Raw genomic sequence first — 18243 nt, forward strand, 5'->3', positions numbered from 1 at the left:
ACGCAACCAAGCCGCCCGCAGGACCGTCCCGCACTACGCTGACCGCTTCGGGGACCCACGGGGGGACACACATGGAACCGGCACTGATCGGCACGCGCCTCGCATCGGCCGCCATCGGCCCGATCCTGAAGAAACTGCTGGTCAGCGAGGGTCCGGGGGCCGGACTCACGGGCCGGTCGGAGAAGGTCCGGCTCTCCTCCCTGGTCTCCTTCCGCGGCGAGAAGCGCACGCTGACCGAGAAGGACGTCCGGAAGCTGGCGGGGACGCTGGTCGACCGCTCCCGGGACGGGAACGGCGAGCGCCCCTTCCCCGCCGACGAGACCGAGGCCGTCACCGACACCCTCGCCACCACCCTCCTCGCCCTCGGCGACCTGGACATGGACGACGTCCAGGCCGTCGGCCTCGGCCACCACGCCCTCGCCCGCCGCCTGCGAGCGGCGGCCCCCGCCCCGGACGGCCTGTCCACCGACTCGGTCCTCTACCTGGAGTCGATGACGGAGTGGGCCTGCCTCCACATCCTCGACTTCTTCACCCAGCGCTCCACGTTCGTGGCCCGCAGCCTGGTCGAGCAGACCCGCGGGCAGAGCGAGCTCATCGCGAAGACCGACGAGCTGATCCGCCGGACACCGAGGGCCGACACAGAGGACGCCGCTTTCGAGCGGCGCTACCTGACCCACCTGGCGAAGAAACACGGCCGCCTGACCATCTACGGAGTGGACCTCCGCGACACCCCGGAGAAGTGGCCGCTGGACGTGGCGTACCTGTCGCTGGAGGCGACAGGGGCCGCGCCGGCCCCCGAGCTCGCCGAGCAGCGCCACACCACCCACCCGTCGCGCCCCACCCTCCCGGACAGCCTCCGCGCCGACCAGGTCCTCGCCCGCCACGACAAGGTGCTCCTGCGCGGTACGGCCGGCTCCGGCAAGACGACCCTCGTCCAGTGGCTGGCCGTCTCGGCCACCCGCGAGGACCTCGCGGACGACATGGCGTACCTCCGCGGCCGGATCCCCTTCGTCCTCCCCCTCCGCGCCCTCACCCGCCACGGCGAGCGGCTCCCCGCCCCCGAGCGCTTCCTCTCCGCCGTCGACTGCCCGCTCTCCGCGCCCGACGGCTGGGCCGACCGCGTGCTCGCCGCCGGGCGCGGCCTCGTCCTCGTCGACGGCATCGACGAGATCCCCGAGGCCGAGCGCGACCGCGCGCGCCGCTGGCTCCGCGACCTCCTCGACTCCTACGACGGCAACCGCTGGCTCGTGACCTCCCGCCCCACCGCCGTACGCGACGACTGGCTCGCGTCGGACGGCTTCACCGAACTCACCCTCGCCCCGATGTCCGCCTCCGAGGCCGCCACCTTCGTGCACCGCTGGCACCGGGCCGCCGGACCCGAGGCCGCGCCGTACGAACAGCCCCTTCTCGATGCTCTGCGGACGACGCCCGACGTCGCCCAGCTCGCCACCAACCCCCTGATGTGCGGCCTGATCTGCGCCCTGCACCACGGGAGGCGCGGTTTCCTGCCGCGCGGCCGCAAGGCGCTGTACGACGCGGCGCTCGCGATGCTGCTCTCACGCCGGGACCGCGAGCGGGACATGGGGACGCCGTACGGGATCGATCTCGGCGACGCCCCCCAGATCCAGCTGATCCAACGCCTCGCCTACTGGCTGACACTCAACGGCCGTACGTCGATGGACCGTTCGCGCGCCGAGTCGGTCGTACGGGAGGCCGTGCCCGCGATCACCGAGGCGGCGGGGTACGACGCCGGCACGCTCTTCACCCATCTGCTCCACCGCAGCGGTCTGCTGCGAGAACCGACCGCGGACACGGTCGACTTCGTCCACCGCACCTTCCAGGACTACCTCGCGGCGAAGGCCCTCGTGGACCGGTGGGACATCGGCGTCCTCGTCCGGCACGCGGCGGACGACCAGTGGGAGGACGTCATCCGCATGGCCGTCGGGCACGCGCGCCCGCGCGAGTGCGCGGAGATCTTCGACGAGCTCCTGAAGGCGGCGGACGCGGCACCGGACCGACGTACCCGGCTCCGTGTCCTGGTGGTGGCGGCCACGGCACTCGACCATGCGACGGAGGTGGCGCCGGAGGTCAGGGAACGGATCCTGGCGCGGACCGCGGAGGTGATTCCACCGCGCGGGGCGGAGGAGGCGCGCGAGCTGGCGTCAGTGGGCCGAGCGGTCCTGGACCTGCTGCCGGGCCCGGAGGATCTGGACCACCGGTCGGCCCTGAACGTGGTGATCGCGGCGACGCACATCACCCATGACGCCGCACTGCCCTACCTCGCCCGGTTCACCGGGCATCCGGACCTCGCGGTCCGCTCCCAGCTGATGTGGGGATGGTCCCGGTTCCCGACGACCCCCTACGCGGAGGAGATCATCGCCCGGCTCGACACCCACCTCCTCGACTTCACGCTCGTCTCCGACGCACAGGCCGCCGAGGTCGCCCGCCTCGGACTGCGTCCCCAGGCCGCCGAACTGCGTCCGGGCCTCAGCCCCCACGGCATGGAGCTGCTGCGCGAGACGATCGGCCGGACGAGGAGCCTGCAGCTCCAGGGGTCCCTCGCCTGGTGCCTGGACACCCTGCCGGCCGAGAACGAGCTGGAGAGCCTCGCGCTGATCGGACACCCCACACAGGGACTCTCCTTCCTCCGCCGCCTCACCCACCTCAACAGGCTGGAGTTCTTCGGTGTCGTTCCGGACATCGAGGAGGACTGGGGCGTGCTCGCCGAACTGGGCAGGCTCTCGTTCCTCTCCTTGCCCGCCTGGGCCCTGAGGGACTTCCCCGAACCACTGCGGCTGCCCCGGACGGAAGCGCTGTACGTGCACTGCGGCGGCACCACGGCGCCCCTGGACGTCATCGCCCGGGCCTTCCCCGCCCTGAGCCACCTGCGGATCCTGGGCGACGTCGAGGAACGGATCCACGACCTCACGCCCCTCGCGTCCCTGCCGCAGCTCCGCTCCGTCGTGGGCCACGGCGCCCGCTTCACCGGCGTCGAGAGCCTCGCGCCCATGGTCGAGATCGTGACATGAGCCCGCCGGCTTCCCCCTGAAGCCCCGGAACGCCCCGACGAACGGGCCCTGGGTCGTCGGCGACGACGTCGGCGACACATCCGAAAAGGGGCGGCCCCGGAACCGATCAGGTTCCGGGGCCGCCCCTTGTGCTCAGGCGCTACGCCTTACGCGTCCTTCGACAGGTTCGGGCCCGTGCCGCCCGTCGCCTCGATCGGCGGGGCGTCCGGCAGGGCCGTCTTCTCCTCGCCGCGGAAGGTGAAGGTGCGCTCCTCGCCCTCGCCCTCCGTGTCCACGACCACGATGTGACCGGGGCGCAGCTCGCCGAAGAGGATCTTCTCCGAGAGCGAGTCCTCGATCTCGCGCTGGATCGTCCGACGCAGCGGCCGGGCGCCCATCACGGGGTCGTAGCCCTTCTTGGCGAGCAGCTCCTTCGCGGCCTGGGAGAGCTCGATGCCCATGTCCCGGTCCTTGAGGCGCTCGTCGACGCGGCCGATCATCAGGTCGACGATCTGGAGGATGTCGTCCTGGGTCAGCTGCGGGAAGACGATGATGTCGTCCACACGGTTGAGGAACTCCGGGCGGAAGTGCTGCTTCAGCTCGTCGCTGACCTTCGCCTTCATCCGCTCGTAGTTGGACTTCGTGTCGCCCTGGGCGGCGAAGCCCAGGTTGAAGCCCTTCGAGATGTCCCTGGTCCCGAGGTTGGTGGTCATGATGATGACCGTGTTCTTGAAGTCCACGACCCGGCCCTGGGAGTCGGTCAGGCGACCGTCCTCCAGGATCTGGAGAAGGGAATTGAAGATATCGGGGTGGGCCTTCTCGACCTCGTCGAAGAGCACGACGGAGAACGGCTTGCGGCGCACCTTCTCGGTGAGCTGGCCGCCCTCTTCGTAGCCGACGTATCCGGGCGGCGAACCGAAGAGACGGGAAACAGTGTGCTTCTCGCTGAACTCCGACATGTCGAGGGAGATCATCGCGTCCTCGTCGCCGAAGAGGAATTCGGCGAGCGCCTTCGAAAGCTCGGTCTTACCGACACCGGACGGACCGGCGAAGATGAACGAGCCACCGGGGCGCTTCGGGTCCTTCAGACCGGCACGCGTACGGCGGATGGCCCGCGAGAGGCCGATGACGGCGTCCTTCTGCCCGATGACGCGCTTGTGGAGCTCGTCCTCCATGCGGAGCAGGCGGCTGGACTCCTCCTCGGTCAGCTTGAAGACCGGGATGCCGGTGGCCGTCGCGAGGACCTCGGCGATCAGATCGCCGTCGACCTCGGCCACGACGTCCATGTCGCCGGCCTTCCACTCCTTCTCGCGCTTGGCCTTCGCGGCGAGGAGCTGCTTCTCCTTGTCACGGAGCGAGGCGGCCTTCTCGAAGTCCTGCGAGTCGATCGCGGACTCCTTGTCGCGGCGGACGCCGGCGATCTTCTCGTCGAACTCGCGGAGGTCCGGCGGCGCGGTCATCCGGCGGATGCGCATCCGGGAGCCGGCCTCGTCGATCAGGTCGATCGCCTTGTCCGGGAGGAAGCGGTCCGAGATGTACCGGTCGGCCAGGGTCGCGGCCTGGACGAGGGCCTCGTCGGTGATGGAGACCCGGTGGTGGGCCTCGTACCGGTCGCGCAGACCCTTGAGGATCTCGATGGTGTGCGGCAGCGACGGCTCGGCGACCTGGATGGGCTGGAAGCGGCGCTCGAGGGCCGCGTCCTTCTCCAGGTACTTCCGGTACTCGTCCAGCGTGGTCGCACCGATGGTCTGGAGCTCACCGCGGGCCAGCATCGGCTTGAGGATGCTGGCGGCGTCGATCGCGCCCTCGGCGGCACCCGCACCCACGAGGGTGTGGAGCTCGTCGATGAACAGGATGATGTCGCCGCGGGTGCGGATCTCCTTGAGGACCTTCTTCAGGCGCTCCTCGAAGTCACCGCGGTAGCGGGAGCCGGCGACCAGCGCGCCGAGGTCGAGGGTGTAGAGGTGCTTGTCCTTGAGGGTCTCGGGCACCTCGCCCTTGACGATGGCCTGCGCCAGGCCTTCGACGACGGCGGTCTTGCCGACGCCGGGCTCGCCGATGAGGACCGGGTTGTTCTTGGTGCGGCGGGACAGCACCTGCATGACCCGCTCGATCTCCTTCTCGCGCCCGATGACCGGGTCGAGCTTGGATTCGCGGGCCGCCTGGGTGAGGTTGCGGCCGAACTGGTCGAGGACCAGGGACGTCGAGGGGGTGCCCTCGGCAGGACCGCCGGCCGTGGCGGCTTCCTTGCCCTGGTAGCCGGAGAGCAGCTGGATGACCTGCTGCCGCACCCGGTTGAGGTCGGCGCCCAGCTTCACGAGGACCTGGGCGGCGACGCCCTCGCCCTCGCGGATCAGGCCGAGCAGGATGTGCTCGGTGCCGATGTAGTTGTGGCCGAGCTGGAGGGCCTCACGGAGCGAGAGCTCCAGGACCTTCTTGGCGCGAGGGGTGAAGGGGATGTGCCCGGACGGGGCCTGCTGCCCCTGCCCGATGATCTCCTCCACCTGCTGGCGGACCGCCTCGAGCGAAATCCCGAGGCTCTCCAGGGCCTTAGCGGCGACACCCTCACCCTCGTGGATAAGGCCCAGAAGGATGTGCTCGGTGCCGATGTAGTTGTGGTTGAGCATCCGGGCTTCTTCCTGAGCCAGGACGACAACCCGCCGCGCGCGGTCGGTGAACCTCTCGAACATCGTTAATCGCTCCTCAGAGCGGTCAGTCAGTTAGGGGTCGATCCCCTCCCTGTCCTTCCGCAGCTTAGTCCCGCAAGCGGGGACCGCTCATTCCAACTGCCGACATCCGTCCGGATCACCCCCTCTTCCGCGGGGAGACCTGCTGCCGAACAGCCGACAAATGCTCCAACCCGATGGTGCGAGACGATGTTCCCGCAGGCCAAGTAGTTACCCGCGCCATCTGTACGCCGATGGCGAACGTGAGACGCCGAAGCCTGCGAGTCGCCCCTCTCCACTAGGAATGTCTTACCCGTAAGCACTGACACTCCATGCGGCGCACCCCGGTTCCCTCCGCTACCAGCGAACACCCTTGCGCTGCCGAATGCACGCGTACGCCCCATCACGGACACCTTGCGCGTTCGGAGGGGGACTGATTGTCACCAGGCGGTCCACCGCGGGCGTAACCAACGCACCCTCTCGGGAGTTCCCCGGGCATGGCCTTCACCGTCCCGCTCCCCCGTACGCCGATCGACGGCGGTCTGGCGCGGTGGTACGAGCAGGAGCTCGGCTGGGCGGCGGTGGCCGGCCCGCCGGTGCAGCTGGTCACGGGGCTGCGCTTCGACGTCCTGGAGCTGCCCGCGGCGGCCGGCCGCGGTGTGCTGCGCAGGATGGGCCCGGCGACGGGTCCGGTCGCCCTGTTGGGGCGACGGATGCGGTTGCTCGTGGCCGCGGGGAGCGCGGAGGAGCTACCGGGCCTGCTCGACTGGCTCGAGTGGGGCGGGATCTCGCTGGATCTCGCCGTGCTGGGCGCCGACGGCCGGATGACCGCACCCCTTCCCCCGGGGCGGGGCGGATCCGGCGCGCCGGGCGCCGCCGTGTGGCTGCGGGCCCCGGCACCGGGCCGCGAGGTCGAGTCCTCGCTGCCGGCGCTGCGGTCCGCGCCGTGGGGCGGTGCGGCCGCCCCTTGCTTGGTGCGTCTCGTGGCCGCCGCTGCCGCGGAGTGCCACCGGGTGCGGCTGCTGAGTGCCCGGGCCCTGGGGCCGGCGGCTCAGCAGCTGCCGCCTCAGCGGTTCGCGTCCTCGTAAGCGGCCTTGATGTCGGCGGGAACGCGACCACGGTCGTTCACGTTCATGCCGTTCTCCTTGGCCCACGCGCGGATCTTCGCGGTGTCCTGGCTGCCCGTCGCCACCGCGCGGCCCTTGCCGCGTCCACCGGTGGTACGGCCGCCGGTGCGGCGCCCGCTCGTGGTGTACGGCTCGAGCAGGCCACGGAGCTTTTCCGCGTTGGCGGTGGTGAGGTCGATCTCGTAGGTCTTGCCGTCCAGCGCGAACGTCACGGTCTCGTCCGCCTCGACGCCGTCGAGGTCGTCGACAAGAAGGACCTGAACCTTCTGTGCCACCGGATTTCCTTTCATCGAAAATGCAGTACGCGGAAAGGAAACCGCTTTTCCCGGAAAAACACAAACCCCTGGCAGAGGTTCAGAACCCCGGCAACGCGGGAAACGTGCGCGATTCGGACATAGGGTTCCGTGTTGGTTCCCCGCGGGTTCCCCGTACGGTTCCGCCCGGCGTTCCCCGGGGGTTCCGGGTCACAGGTGCAGAAGCATCCGGCTGTTGCCCAAGGTGTTCGGCTTCACTCGTTCGAGACCGAGGAACTCGGCGACTCCCTCGTCATAGGAACGGAGGAGCTCGCTGTAGACATCTCCGTCGACCGGGGTCTCGCCGATCTCGACGAAGCCGTGCTTCGCGAAGAAGTCGACTTCGAAGGTCAGGCAGAATACCCGCCGCACCCCGAGCCATCGGGCGGTGTGCAACAACTTGTCGAGCACGTGATGTCCGACGCCGGCGCCCTTGAACTCGGGATCGACGGCGAGAGTGCGGACTTCCGCGAGGTCTTCCCACATGACGTGGAGAGCGCCGCAGCCGACGACGGTGGCGTCCTCGTCGCGTTCCGCCACCCAGAACTCCTGGATGGACTCGTAAAGGGTGACGGTCGCCTTGTCGAGCAGGATGCCGCGCTGAACGAACGGATCGACGAGACGGCGGACCGCGGCGACATCTCCGGTGCGGGCCCTGCGTACGGTGACGGCTTTGGCGGAGGCCGCGGAAGCGGCCGGGGAGGCAGACGGCGACATGGGGGGACGCTATCGCTCCTGGGGCCCGGTTCCTTCGGCGCCCTCCTCGGGCGGGGCGGGAAGCGGGTTGTCGCGCTGGACGATACGGATGGCGTCGTTCAGGGCCTCGCGCTGATCCTGCGACATCATGCCGAAGAAGGCGACGAGCGCGGCGGCGGGGTTGTCGCTCTGGGCCCATGACTCGTTCATCAGGGCCGCCGCGTATGCGGCGCGGGTGGAGACCGCCGTATATCGATAGGCGCGGCCTTCGACTTCTCGGCGGACCCAGCCCTTCTGGTGGAGATTGTCCATGACGGTCATGACGGTGGTGTAGGCGATGGACCGTTCCTGCTGAAGGTCCTCAAGAACTTCTCGGACGGTCACCGGACGGTTCCATTGCCAGACGCGCGTCATGACGGCGTCTTCGAGCTCTCCCAAAGGACGGGGCACAACGCCACTTTAGTGCGCAAACCGTCAACGACAGGTCATTGACGGAGGGAAACGCAACAAAAAGGACGCGCGACCTCGAAAGGTCGCACGTCCCGGGTGCTGCGGCAGCCCGCGAGGGCTTCAGTTGGCGGAGGTGCCGTCCGCCTGGCGCGCGGACTCGGCGCGGGCGATCGCGGCGTCCACGATCGCGTCCTCCTTGGCCTTGTTCGGGCCGCCCTGGCTCTTGATGATGATGGCGACGACACCGAAGAAGAAGATGGCCATCACGATGGGCGGCACGAGCGCGGATACGTAGTCCATGGCGACCAGACTAGCTATCCGGCGACGCGTTCCTCCGGCGGGGGCGGGGGTACGGGCCTCCGGCGCGGCGGGAAGACCTCGGAGGGCTTGGGCACCGGACGCTCGGCCGGGACGGGCGGTGTCGGCTTGGGCTCGTCGGCCGCCGCACGGCCACCGGGGAGGGCGAGCAGCCGGGCCCTGGGGGCGGTGGTCACGGGGGTGCCGGTGGCCTGGGAGACCCGGGCCAGGCGCGCGCGTACGGAGCGCTCGGCGAGGATCTGGCAGCGGGCGAGCAGTGCGGCGGCCGCGGGGTTGCGGCGCAGCGCGCGCAGGGCGGCGAGGTCGTCGGCCGCGGGGTCGTACCCGGCGGCGAGCGCGTCCCGGAGGAGCTCCAGGTAGCCGCTGAGCGACCCGGGAAGCGCCTCGCGGTAGCGGGCCAGGTCGTCGAGGAGGAAGGCGCGCAGCCGCCCGGCCTCGCGCACTGCCTCGTCGACGGATTCGGCCAGGCGCAGCGCGTCCTGGACGTCCTCGTCCTGGAGGGGGGCGGGGTGGAGGGCGACGGCGAGGGCACGGCGGAGCACACGCAGCTCGTCCGCGCTGAACGCCATGCCGCCGCGGGATCCGTATGGCGTGGGCATGGGCCGACGATACGCGCTAATCGGACAATTTTCTCTTAGCGATCATTCCGGCGCGTCGATCACCGGGCGGCCCGGGCGCGGTCGCCGGGGCCCTCACCTGCGGGCCCGGCCCCGCCCCTCACCTGCGGGCCCGGCCCACCCCTCACATGCGGGAGACGTTCCGCTCGTACACCAGGCGCAGGCCGATCAGGGTCAGCCAGGGCTCGTGCTCGTCGATCTCCTTGGAGTCCGCGAGGACCATCGGCGCCAGGCCGCCCGTCGCGATCACCGTCACGTCCGACGGGTCGCCGTTCGCGCCGACGAGCTCCCGCTTCATGCGGGCGACGACGCCGTCGACCTGGCCCGCGTAGCCGTAGACGATGCCGGACTGCATCGCCTCGACGGTGTTCTTGCCGATGACGCTGCGGGGCCGGGCCAGCTCGATCTTGCGGAGCATGGCCCCCTTGACGCCGAGCGCCTCGACCGAGATCTCGATGCCCGGCGCGATCGCCCCGCCCGCGTACTCCCCGCGCGTGGTGATCGCGTCGTACGTCGTCGCCGTACCGAAGTCGACGACGATCGCCGGGCCGCCGTAGAGCTCGACGGCGGCGACCGCGTTGATCACGCGGTCCGCGCCGACCTCCTTGGGGTTGTCCGTGAGGACCGGGACGCCCGTCTTGACTCCCGGCTCCACCAGGACCGCCGGAACGTCCCCGTAGTACCGCCGCGTGACCTCACGCAGCTCGTGGAGCACCGAGGGGACCGTCGCGCAGATGGCGATCCCCTCGATGCCGTCGCTCAGCTCGACGCCGAGCAGCGGGTGCATGCCCATGAGGCCCTGGAGCAGGACCGCCATCTCGTCGGCGGTGCGGCTCGGATCGGTGGAGATCCGCCAGTGCTCGACGATCTCGTCACCGTCGAAGAGACCGAGGACCGTGTGCGTGTTGCCGACGTCGATGGTGAGCAGCATCAGGCCCGCACCTCGCGCAGGTCGAGGCCGATGTCGAGGATCGGGGAGGAGTGGGTGAGGCCGCCGACCGCCAGGTAGTCCACGCCGGTCGCCGCGTACGCCGCCGCGTTCTCCAGGGTCAGCCGGCCCGAGGACTCCAGGACGGCGCGGCCCGCGACGAGGGCGACGGCCTCCTCGGTCTCCGCCGGGGTGAAGTTGTCGAGCAGGATCAGGTCGGCGCCCGCGTCCAGGACCTCGTGGACCTGGTGCATCGTGTCGACCTCGACCTCGATGGGCAGCTCGGGGAACAGCTCGCGCACGGCCTTGAAGGCCTCGGCCACGCCGCCGGCCGCCACCACGTGGTTGTCCTTCACCAGGGCCGCGTCGGAGAGCGACATGCGGTGGTTGACGCCACCGCCGCAGCGGACGGCGTACTTCTCCAGGGCGCGCAGGCCGGGCGTGGTCTTGCGGGTGTCGCGGACCTTGGCCTTCGTGCCCTCCAGGACGTCCGCCCACGCGCGCGTGGCGGTGGCGATGCCGGAGAGGCGGCACAGGATGTTGAGCGCGCTGCGCTCGCCGGTGAGCAGGTCGCGGGTGCGGGCGGTGACGCTGAGGAGCACCTGCCCGGCCTCGACGCGCTCGCCGTCCTCGACGTGCCGCTCGACCTCGAACTCGTCGTCGCAGACGATCGAGAGCACGGCCTCGGCGACCCGCAGACCGGCCACGACACCGGCCTCGCGGGCGGTGAAGTCGGCAGTGGCGACGGCGTCCTCGGGGACGGTCGCCACGGTCGTCACGTCGACGCCGCCGTCGAGGTCCTCGGCGATCGCGAGGTGGGCGATGTCCTCGACCTGTACGGGGTCGAGACCGGCGTCCGCGAGCAGCTCGGCGAGCGCGGGGTCGAGCCCGCACTCGAACTCCTCGCCGCCACCGCCGCAGCCACAGCCGTCGCCGCAGCCACCGGCCTCCTCGTCGGAGGAAACCGTGTTGATCTGGATGAGAGGGACGTCCACGGGCTGGGGACGGGCTTCCTCGGGCGTGGTCACTTACGGCTCCCTGGGGGCATCGGAGGTGGGGGGAAAGTCATGCGTGCCGGTCGTCCGGACGTCGAGGGTCCGCTCCGGGGTGAGGCGTACGACGAGGTGCCGGCGCCAGTCCGTGTCGTCGCGGTCCGGGTGGTCCTCGCGCCAGTGGCAGCCGCGGGTCTCCTCGCGGCGGCGGGCGGCGGCGACCAGCACCCGGGAGACGCACAGCAGGTTGGTGGTCTCCCAGGAGTCCACGCCCGGCTCGCCGGCCTTGGTGTCGTCGGTGCCGCCCGCGAGGGCGTCACTGTGCAGGGCGTCGAGGGCCTCGGCGGCCTCCCGCAGGCTGGCCTCGGAGCGCAGCACCCCGGCGCCGGCCGTCATGATCCGCTGGATGCGGGTCCGGGCGCCGGCCACGGGCAGCGGCAGGGTCACCGGGGCCGCGTGCTCCACCGGGGCGCCCGGCGAGCGCGGGGCGGCGGCGATGATGTCGTCGGCGATCCGCTCGGCGAAGACCAGGCCCTCCAGGAGCGAGTTCGAGGCGAGCCGGTTGGCGCCGTGGACGCCCGTGCAGGCGACCTCACCGCACGCGTACAGGCCCGGGACGGTCGTCCGGCCCCGCAGGTCGGTCCGGACGCCGCCGGACGCGTAGTGGGCGGCGGGGGCGACCGGGATCGGCTCCGTCACCGGGTCGATGCCGTGGGAGCGGCAGGCCGCGAGGATCGTCGGGAAGCGCTCCTCCCACATCTCGGCGCCGAAGTGGCGGGCGTCGAGGTACATGTTCTCCGTGCCGTGCTCCTGCATCCGGCGCGTGATCCCCTTGGCGACGATGTCCCGGGGCGCCAGCTCGGCCAGCTCGTGCTGCCCGATCATGAACCGCACCCCGTCGGCGTCGACCAGGTGGGCGCCCTCGCCCCGTACCGCCTCGGAGACCAGCGGCTGCTGGCCCTCGGAGCCGGCGCCGAGGAAGAGCACGGTGGGGTGGAACTGGACGAACTCCAGGTCGGAGACCTCGGCCCCGGCGCGGAGCGCGAGCGCGACGCCGTCGCCGGTGGAGACCGCCGGGTTGGTGGTGGCGGAGAAGACCTGGCCCATGCCGCCGGTGGCGAGGACCACCGCGGGCGCGTGGACGGCGCCGACGCCGTCGTGCTGCCCCTCGCCCATGACGTGCAGGGTCACACCCGCCGTACGGCCCTCCGCGTCCGTCAGGAGGTCCAGGACGAGGGCGTGCTCGATGGTGCGCACGCCCCGGTCCCGTATCGCCTCGACCAGCGCGCGGGAGATCTCGGCGCCGGTCGCGTCCCCGCCCGCGTGCGCGATGCGGCGGCGGTGGTGGCCGCCCTCGCGGGTCAGCGCGATCTCGCCGTCGGCGGTCTTGTCGAAGTCGGCGCCGGTCGCGATCAGCCGGCGGACGGCGTCGGGGCCCTCGGTGACGAGGGCGTGGACGGCCCGCTCGTCGCACAGCCCTGCACCGGCGACGAGGGTGTCGTCGAGGTGCTGCTCGGGGGTGTCGCCCTCGCCGAGCGCGGCGGCGATGCCGCCCTGGGCCCAGCGGGTGGAGCCGTCGTCGAGCCGCGCCTTGGTCACCACGACCGCACGGAGTCCGGCGGCGGTGCAGCGCAGGGCGGCGGTGAGACCGGCGACACCGGAGCCGACCACGACGACGTCGGCGTCGATGGCCCAGCCGGGCGCGGGGGCGTGCAGCCGTATTCCGGTCACTGGGTGGCTCCGAACATGGTGGACATGGTGGCTCCGAGGAGGAGGGGGACGTTGTCGATCAGCCGCGTGGCACCCACGCGGGCGGCGACGGCGAGGACCGCCTCCCCGTCATGGTCGTCGGTGACCTCGGTGAAGTCGGCCGGGTCGACGAGGGCCAGGTAGTCGAGGACGAGCGGCGGCTCGGCCTTCGACGCACCGTCGAGGACCGCCCGGGCCGCGGCCCGCACGGCCTCGGCGCCGCAACCCTCGGCGGCGGCCTGCGCGACCGCGTGGGCGTCGGCGGCGGCCCGTGCCTCGCCGAGCCGGGAGAGCGCCTCGGCGCGGTTCTCGCCCCGGTTCTGGGCGCCGGGCAGGGCCTCGGCACGCGCGCGCAGCGCCTCCTGGGCGGCGAGCCGGTCACGGGCGGCGAACAGCGCGCCGGACAGCGCGAGGGCCGTACGGCGCTCGTCGCGCGACAGGTAGCGGTTGCGGCTGGAGAGGGCGAGGCCGTCGGTCTCGCGGACGGTCGGCACGCCGACGATCTCGACCGGGAAGTTCAGGTCGCGGGCCATCCGCCGGATCAGGGCCAGCTGCTGGGCGTCCTTCTGGCCGAAGAAGGCCAGGTCGGGGGCGGTGAGGTGGAGCAGCTTGGCGACGACGGTCAGCATGCCGTCGAAGTGACCGGGCCGGGAGGCGCCTTCGAGGCGCTCGCCCATGGGGCCCGCGGTGATCCGGACCTGCGGCTCCCCGCCCGGGTAGACCTCGTCGACGGAGGGCGCGAAGACGGCGCTCGCGCCGGCGGCGAGGGCCACCTCCAGGTCGGCGTCGAGGGTGCGCGGGTAGCGGTCGAGGTCCTCGCCCGCGCCGAACTGGAGCGGGTTGACGAAGACGGTGACGACGACGGTGCCGTCGGCTCCGACCCGCTCGCGGGCCGTACGGATCAGGGTGGCGTGGCCCTCGTGGAGGGCGCCCATGGTCATGACGACGGCCCGTCGGCCGCTGCTCCCGGCGCCCAGGGCGCGCAGCTCCCGCGCCGTGCGCACGGGCGCGAAGGGGGTGGCGGACGAGGTGTTCATCGGGGCTCCCCTTCGGCGAGTACGCCCAGCAGGTCCTCGGCCAGCTCGGGCTTGAGCAGGCCGTGCGCGAGCGCGCGGTCGGCGGTCGTGCGGGCCATCGCCAGATAGCCGGCGACGGTGCCGGGCGCGTGTTTGCGCAGCTCGGCGACATGGGCGGCGACCGTGCCGGCGTCACCGCGCGCGACGGGACCGGTGAGGGCCGCGTCCCCGGACCGCAGCGCGTTGTCCAGGGCGGCGCCGAGCAACGGGCCCAGCATCCGGTCCGGGGCGGCCACCCCGGCCTTGTGCAGCAGCTCCATCGACTGAGCCACCAGGGTGACCAGGTGGTTCGCGCCGAGGGCCAGGGCCGCGTGGTAGAGCGGGCGGGCGTCCTCGGCGATCCACTCGGGCTCACCGCCCATCTCGATCACCAGGGCCTCGGCGGCGAGCCGCAGCTCCTCGGGCGCGGTCACCCCGAAGGAGCAGCCGGCCAGCCGCTGGACGTCGACCGGGGTGCCGGTGAAGGTCATGGCGGGGTGCAGGGCGAGCGGCAGCGCACCCGCGCGCCGGACGGGGTCGAGGACCCGTGCCCCGTACCGCCCGGAGGTGTGCACGATCAGCTGTCCCGGCCGTACGGATCCGGTGTCGGCGAGGCCCTCGACCAGACCGGGCAGGGCGTCGTCGGGCACGGTCAGCAGGACCAGGTCGGCGAGGGCGAGGACGCGCGCGGGCTCGACGACCGGGACCTCGGGCAGGAGGGCGGCGGCACGGCGCCGGGAGGCGTCGGAGACCGCCGAGACGGCGACGGGACGGTGCCCGGCGAGCCGGAGGGCGGCGGCGAGCGCGGGGCCCACGCGGCCTGCGCCGACGACACCGACGGCGAGCCGGGCGGGTCGGTCCTCGGCTCGGGGCTCTGGCGCTACTGGTGCGTTCACGGTGGGGACGGCCTTCCGTTCCAGTCCTCGGCGGGTACCGGACGATTTCTGGTCATGCTACGCCAGCGTTTCGCGCTGCTCCCGTGGCTGTCCACAGGGTGTGGGCGGTGGTGTGATGATCGGTCCATGAATCCTGTGGACCCTGTGGACGAGGAAGCGGCCCGGCTCTACCGGGCGAAGGTCTGGGGCGGCGCCGACCGCACGCTGTGGCGCACCCAGGTGGAAGGCACGGTCGGCACGCGCCTGCGTGAACTCGCCGACTGGGCCGAGTCCTCCGGGCACGGCGAGGCACCGCTCGACACGTACGGGGACGGGCTCGTCGAGGAGCTCGAACGACGCGTCGCAGAGGAGCTCGGCCTCCCCGCCGCGGTCTTCTTCCCCACCGGCACGATGGCGCAGCAGGTGGCGCTGCGCTGCTGGGCCGGGCGGACCGGCAGCCCCGTCGTCGCCCTCCACCCGCTCGCCCACCCCGAGGTCCACGAGGGCGGCGCGCTCACGGCCGTCGCCGGGCTCCGCACCGTCCACCCGACCGACGCGCCCCGGCTGCCGACGGCCGAGGAGGTACGGGACCACCCGGAGCCCTTCGGGACGCTGATGCTGGAGCTCCCGCTGCGGGACGCCGGCTTCGTGCTGCCGTCCTGGGAGGAGCTGACCGAGGTGGTGGAGGCGGCCAGGGAACGGGACGCCGTGGTCCACTTCGACGGGGCGCGGCTCTGGGAGTGCACGACGCATTTCGGCCGCCCGCTCGCGGAGATCGCCGGGCTCGCCGACAGCGTGTACCTCTCGTTCTACAAGTCCCTCGGCGGCCTGTCCGGCGCCGTGCTGGCCGGCCCCGAGGACGTCATGGCGGAGGCCGGGGTGTGGCGGCACCGGTACGGCGGCCAGCTCTTCCAGCAGTACCCGGCGGCGCTCTCCGCGCTCCGCGGCCTGGACGCCGAGCTGCCCAGGCTGCCCTCGTACGTGGCGCACGCGCGCGTGGTGGCCGACGCGGTCCGGGAGGCGCTCACGGAGGCCGCGACGGAAGCGGGCGGCCCGGGGTGGTTCCGGGTCCACCCGGAGGCCCCGCACACCCACCAGTTCCAGGTCTGGCTGCCGTACGCCCCCGAGGCCCTCACGACGGCGGCCCTCGCCCAGACCGAGGCCACCGGCACGGTCCTCTTCCGCCGCTGGTTCAGCCCGGGCGCGGGCGGCCCGCCGGGGGTCTCCGTGACGGAGCTGACCGTGGCGGGACCGGGTCTGGAGTGGACGGCGGAGGACGTGAAGGCGGCGGTACGGGACTTCCTGGCCCGGCTGGGGCAGCGATCCCGCTCACTCGCGTGAGCCCCCGGGCGGTCGGCGGGCGCGCGGCTGCAGCAGGCGGCGCAGGGCGGTCCTGAGGCCGCCCCGCACCGGGCGGCCCGCCATCACCCGCTCGAAGCGGCGTCGGTCGCGGACCGACCGCAGGACGGCGACGTCATGGGTGCCGGGCGCCGGCGGCATCGGCTCACCGAGCCGGTCGGCGCGGTACGTGTCGAAGAGGTACTGGTGCAGCGCGTTCATGTCCTCACCGTGCGCCCGGCCTCCACCCCCTGGCGCGCCGTTTGACGGCTCCCGTCAAACGGCGGTCCGGGGCCCGCCGACGCGTCGATTGACGGCCCTCGTCAAACGTCGCGACACCGCCCCCACCCCACCCCGCACCATGGAGGGGTGAGCGTGACGATCGACATCACCGGACTGCCGCACGAGCGGATCGCCTTCTGCCCCTCGCCGTTGGCGGAGCTGGGCGCCGCCCTGCACGCCCTCTCCGAGCCCGCGCACCACGCCAGGCTGCACGCCTGGACCACCACGACCGCCGCCGCGCTCAAGCCCGAGCTCGCGGACCGGCTGCACGAGGCCGACTTCATGTGGCGGTCCACCCGCTCCGACATCCTGCTGCCCCCGCGGCCCCGCGCGACCCTCGCCGAGGAGCTGGACGATCTCGACCTCATGGACGACGAGAAGTACGTGGGCTCGGCCCTGGAGATCTCCTGCGCCAGCCGCTACTCGCGCGGCGCCCCCTCGCCGCTCGTCGACGAGCGGATGCGGCGCCGCGCGCTCGAACTGGCCGCCGCGCGCGGACCGCGCCAGGCCGCGTTCGTGGAGCGGATGCTCGCCGACCCGCCCGGTACGCGCGCGTGGATCCGGCGACTCCTGGAGGACTGCGACGAAGCCTTCTTCGCCGACACCTGGCGCCGCGTCCGGGTCCAGCTCGCCGCCGACGCCCGCCACAAGACGGAGCTGATGCGCCGCAAGGGCCTGGCCGAGGCCGTCGCGGACGCGTCCTCCGCGATGGTCCTGGAGGAGGACGAGGCGGGTTCCCGGATCGTCGTCGACAAGCTGGTCCAGGGCCGCACCAGCGCCGAGGGCTCGGGCGTGACGTTCCTGCCGACCGCCTTCGGCTGGCCGCACCTCTTCGCACTGCACGCCGCCGGCTGGCAGCCGGTGATCCAGTACCCCGTGCCCGCCCGCGACCTCGGCGGCGGCGCCCCCGTCGACACCGTGAAGCTGCGTCTGGAGGCGGTCGCCCACCCGATGCGGATGCGGCTGAGCCGCAGCCTCGCCCGGGGCTCGTACTCCACGAGCGAGCTGGCCGACGCGTACGGCATCAGCGCCCCCGAGGTCTCCCGCCACCTCGCGGTCATGAAGAAGGCCGGTCTGATCACCACCCAGCGGCGCGGCCGGTACGTCCTGCACCAGCTGGACGTGGCCGTCGTCGCCCGCCTCGGCAGCGACTTCCTGGAGAGCGTGCTGCGGTGAGTGGAGTCCCTAGGGCCTGAGAGTCCCCGGCCATGATCCGCCGGACAGGCCCTAGTCGAAACGGATGTGGGAGAGGCCGACCCGGAGCCGCCGAAGCCGGTGGCGCAGCGGCCCGTCCGTGTCCGGCAGCGGCCGCAGTCCGGCCAGCTCCGCGACCCGGTCGGCGACCTGCGGGACCGTCAGCCGATCGGTACGGAGGTGGTGGGCGAACTCCGGCGCCGCAAGCCGCTCCAGGCACTCGTCCAGCTTGGCCACGGCGAAGCTCTCCCGCTTCAGGCCGCGTCCGAGGCCCCGCTCCGCCAGCCGCCCCAGGACCGTCTCCCGCTCGGCGAGCAGGGCGACATGGTGCACCCGGTCCGCTCCGTGGTCCGCGCGCAGCCGGCCGACGATCTCGGCGAAGTACCCCGGGTCGGTGAGCGTCATCGGCACGATCACGGGCCCGTCCCCGTACCGCCGCAGCGCCAGGTCCAGCACCTCGTGCACGCCCTGCCGCCAGGCCGCCAGGTCCTGGAAGTCCCCGCGCAGCGACGGCGGCAGCGTCCGGTGCAGCCCGAACCCGATGTGCTCCGGGTCGCACACGGCGCTGCCGGGCAGCCGGCGCCGCAGCTCGTACGCGGTCTGGGTCTTGCCGCCCCCGAAGGGACCGTTGATCCACAGCAGCATCGGAACGCCC

The 18243-nt window shown here is 72.3% G+C and carries 17 protein-coding genes; 4 read left to right on the forward strand and 13 right to left on the reverse strand.

All coding sequences use genetic code 11. The features are described 5' to 3' along the window. Positions 1–71 precede the first annotated feature (71 nt). On the forward strand, positions 72–3029 hold the full coding sequence (locus OG514_RS10650; RefSeq protein WP_266893229.1) for an NACHT domain-containing NTPase: 2958 nt from the start codon (positions 72–74) through the stop codon (positions 3027–3029). A gap of 146 nt (positions 3030–3175) precedes the next feature. On the opposite strand, the gene OG514_RS10655 is transcribed toward OG514_RS10650, so the two are convergent. Beyond that, a complete protein-coding gene (locus tag OG514_RS10655; RefSeq protein ID WP_266893231.1) occupies positions 3176–5698 on the reverse strand; it encodes an ATP-dependent Clp protease ATP-binding subunit in 2523 nt (840 codons plus the stop codon). A 473-nt stretch (positions 5699–6171) separates the two neighbouring features. On the opposite strand from OG514_RS10655, the gene OG514_RS10660 reads away from it, so the two are divergent. After that, complete coding sequence (locus OG514_RS10660; RefSeq protein ID WP_266893233.1) at positions 6172–6762, forward strand: SCO3374 family protein; 591 nt, start codon at positions 6172–6174, stop codon at positions 6760–6762. Here the strand turns inward: OG514_RS10660 and OG514_RS10665 are convergent. The 10 genes from OG514_RS10665 to OG514_RS10710 all read right to left on the reverse strand — a co-directional run bounded on the left by OG514_RS10665 (position 6741) and on the right by OG514_RS10710 (position 14795). Further along, entirely contained in the window at positions 6741–7076 is a 336-nt protein-coding gene (locus tag OG514_RS10665) for an Lsr2 family protein (protein ID WP_030324199.1), read from the reverse strand. The genes OG514_RS10660 and OG514_RS10665 overlap by 22 nt on opposite strands. A 189-nt stretch (positions 7077–7265) precedes the next feature. Continuing rightward, a complete protein-coding gene (locus OG514_RS10670) occupies positions 7266–7811 on the reverse strand; it encodes an amino-acid N-acetyltransferase (RefSeq protein WP_266893238.1) in 546 nt (181 codons plus the stop codon). A 9-nt stretch (positions 7812–7820) separates the two neighbouring features. Further along, on the reverse strand, positions 7821–8240 hold the full coding sequence (locus OG514_RS10675; protein WP_266893240.1) for a BlaI/MecI/CopY family transcriptional regulator: 420 nt from the start codon (positions 8238–8240) through the stop codon (positions 7821–7823). 120 nt (positions 8241–8360) lie between these two features. Further along, positions 8361–8540 carry a hypothetical protein gene (locus tag OG514_RS10680; protein ID WP_266893242.1) on the reverse strand — a complete coding sequence of 60 codons (180 nt, stop codon included), beginning with the start codon at positions 8538–8540 and terminating at the stop codon, positions 8361–8363. A gap of 14 nt (positions 8541–8554) precedes the next feature. Next, on the reverse strand, positions 8555–9127 hold the full coding sequence (locus OG514_RS10685; RefSeq protein WP_266900817.1) for a hypothetical protein: 573 nt from the start codon (positions 9125–9127) through the stop codon (positions 8555–8557). A gap of 172 nt (positions 9128–9299) precedes the next feature. Beyond that, positions 9300–10106 (reverse strand): type III pantothenate kinase, encoded by an 807-nt coding sequence (locus OG514_RS10690; protein ID WP_266893244.1) that lies wholly within the window; start codon positions 10104–10106, stop codon positions 9300–9302. Continuing rightward, positions 10106–11131 carry a carboxylating nicotinate-nucleotide diphosphorylase gene (gene nadC, locus OG514_RS10695; protein ID WP_266893246.1) on the reverse strand — a complete coding sequence of 342 codons (1026 nt, stop codon included), beginning with the start codon at positions 11129–11131 and terminating at the stop codon, positions 10106–10108. The genes OG514_RS10690 and nadC overlap by 1 nt, the downstream gene beginning before the upstream one ends. Then, positions 11132–12826 (reverse strand): L-aspartate oxidase, encoded by a 1695-nt coding sequence (locus tag OG514_RS10700; protein WP_266893248.1) that lies wholly within the window; start codon positions 12824–12826, stop codon positions 11132–11134. Continuing rightward, positions 12823–13881, reverse strand: a complete 1059-nt coding sequence (gene panC / locus OG514_RS10705) for a pantoate--beta-alanine ligase (protein ID WP_266893250.1) — start codon at positions 13879–13881, stop codon at positions 12823–12825. The genes OG514_RS10700 and panC overlap by 4 nt, the downstream gene beginning before the upstream one ends. Then, on the reverse strand, positions 13878–14795 hold the full coding sequence (locus OG514_RS10710; RefSeq protein ID WP_266893252.1) for a Rossmann-like and DUF2520 domain-containing protein: 918 nt from the start codon (positions 14793–14795) through the stop codon (positions 13878–13880). Before OG514_RS10710 ends, panC begins: the two co-directional genes overlap by 4 nt. A gap of 126 nt (positions 14796–14921) precedes the next feature. On the opposite strand from OG514_RS10710, the gene OG514_RS10715 reads away from it, so the two are divergent. After that, positions 14922–16115 carry a low specificity L-threonine aldolase gene (locus tag OG514_RS10715; RefSeq protein WP_266893254.1) on the forward strand — a complete coding sequence of 398 codons (1194 nt, stop codon included), beginning with the start codon at positions 14922–14924 and terminating at the stop codon, positions 16113–16115. Here OG514_RS10715 and OG514_RS10720 read toward each other — a convergent pair. After that, on the reverse strand, positions 16104–16334 hold the full coding sequence (locus tag OG514_RS10720) for a hypothetical protein (RefSeq protein WP_266893256.1): 231 nt from the start codon (positions 16332–16334) through the stop codon (positions 16104–16106). The genes OG514_RS10715 and OG514_RS10720 overlap by 12 nt on opposite strands. Positions 16335–16487: 153 nt before the next feature. Here OG514_RS10720 and OG514_RS10725 point away from each other — a divergent pair, with 153 nt between their 5' ends. Further along, positions 16488–17570 carry a DUF5937 family protein gene (locus tag OG514_RS10725; protein WP_266893258.1) on the forward strand — a complete coding sequence of 361 codons (1083 nt, stop codon included), beginning with the start codon at positions 16488–16490 and terminating at the stop codon, positions 17568–17570. Positions 17571–17621: 51 nt separating this feature from the next. On the opposite strand, the gene OG514_RS10730 is transcribed toward OG514_RS10725, so the two are convergent. Beyond that, positions 17622–18233 (reverse strand): AAA family ATPase, encoded by a 612-nt coding sequence (locus OG514_RS10730; protein WP_266893260.1) that lies wholly within the window; start codon positions 18231–18233, stop codon positions 17622–17624. Positions 18234–18243: the final 10 nt, after the last annotated feature.

Source organism: Streptomyces sp. NBC_00572, from assembly GCF_026341815.1.
In the GTDB taxonomy this organism is placed as follows: Bacteria; Actinomycetota; Actinomycetes; order Streptomycetales; family Streptomycetaceae; genus Streptomyces.

Bases quoted from the DNA above. Each gene is read 5' to 3' on its own strand.
- OG514_RS10670 (WP_266893238.1), bottom strand. From the start codon at position 7,811: ATGTCGCCGTCTGCCTCCCCGGCCGCTTCCGCGGCCTCCGCCAAAGCC.
- OG514_RS10660 (WP_266893233.1), top strand. From the start codon at position 6,172: ATGGCCTTCACCGTCCCGCTCCCCCGTACGCCGATCGACGGCGGTCTG.
- OG514_RS10690 (WP_266893244.1), bottom strand. From the start codon at position 10,106: ATGCTGCTCACCATCGACGTCGGCAACACGCACACGGTCCTCGGTCTC.
- OG514_RS10685 (WP_266900817.1), bottom strand. From the start codon at position 9,127: ATGGCGTTCAGCGCGGACGAGCTGCGTGTGCTCCGCCGTGCCCTCGCC.
- panC (WP_266893250.1), bottom strand. From the start codon at position 13,881: ATGAACACCTCGTCCGCCACCCCCTTCGCGCCCGTGCGCACGGCGCGG.
- OG514_RS10650 (WP_266893229.1), top strand. From the start codon at position 72: ATGGAACCGGCACTGATCGGCACGCGCCTCGCATCGGCCGCCATCGGC.
- OG514_RS10730 (WP_266893260.1), bottom strand. From the start codon at position 18,233: ATGCTGCTGTGGATCAACGGTCCCTTCGGGGGCGGCAAGACCCAGACC.
- OG514_RS10715 (WP_266893254.1), top strand. From the start codon at position 14,922: ATGAATCCTGTGGACCCTGTGGACGAGGAAGCGGCCCGGCTCTACCGG.
- OG514_RS10655 (WP_266893231.1), bottom strand. From the start codon at position 5,698: ATGTTCGAGAGGTTCACCGACCGCGCGCGGCGGGTTGTCGTCCTGGCT.
- OG514_RS10680 (WP_266893242.1), bottom strand. From the start codon at position 8,540: ATGGACTACGTATCCGCGCTCGTGCCGCCCATCGTGATGGCCATCTTC.
- OG514_RS10720 (WP_266893256.1), bottom strand. From the start codon at position 16,334: ATGAACGCGCTGCACCAGTACCTCTTCGACACGTACCGCGCCGACCGG.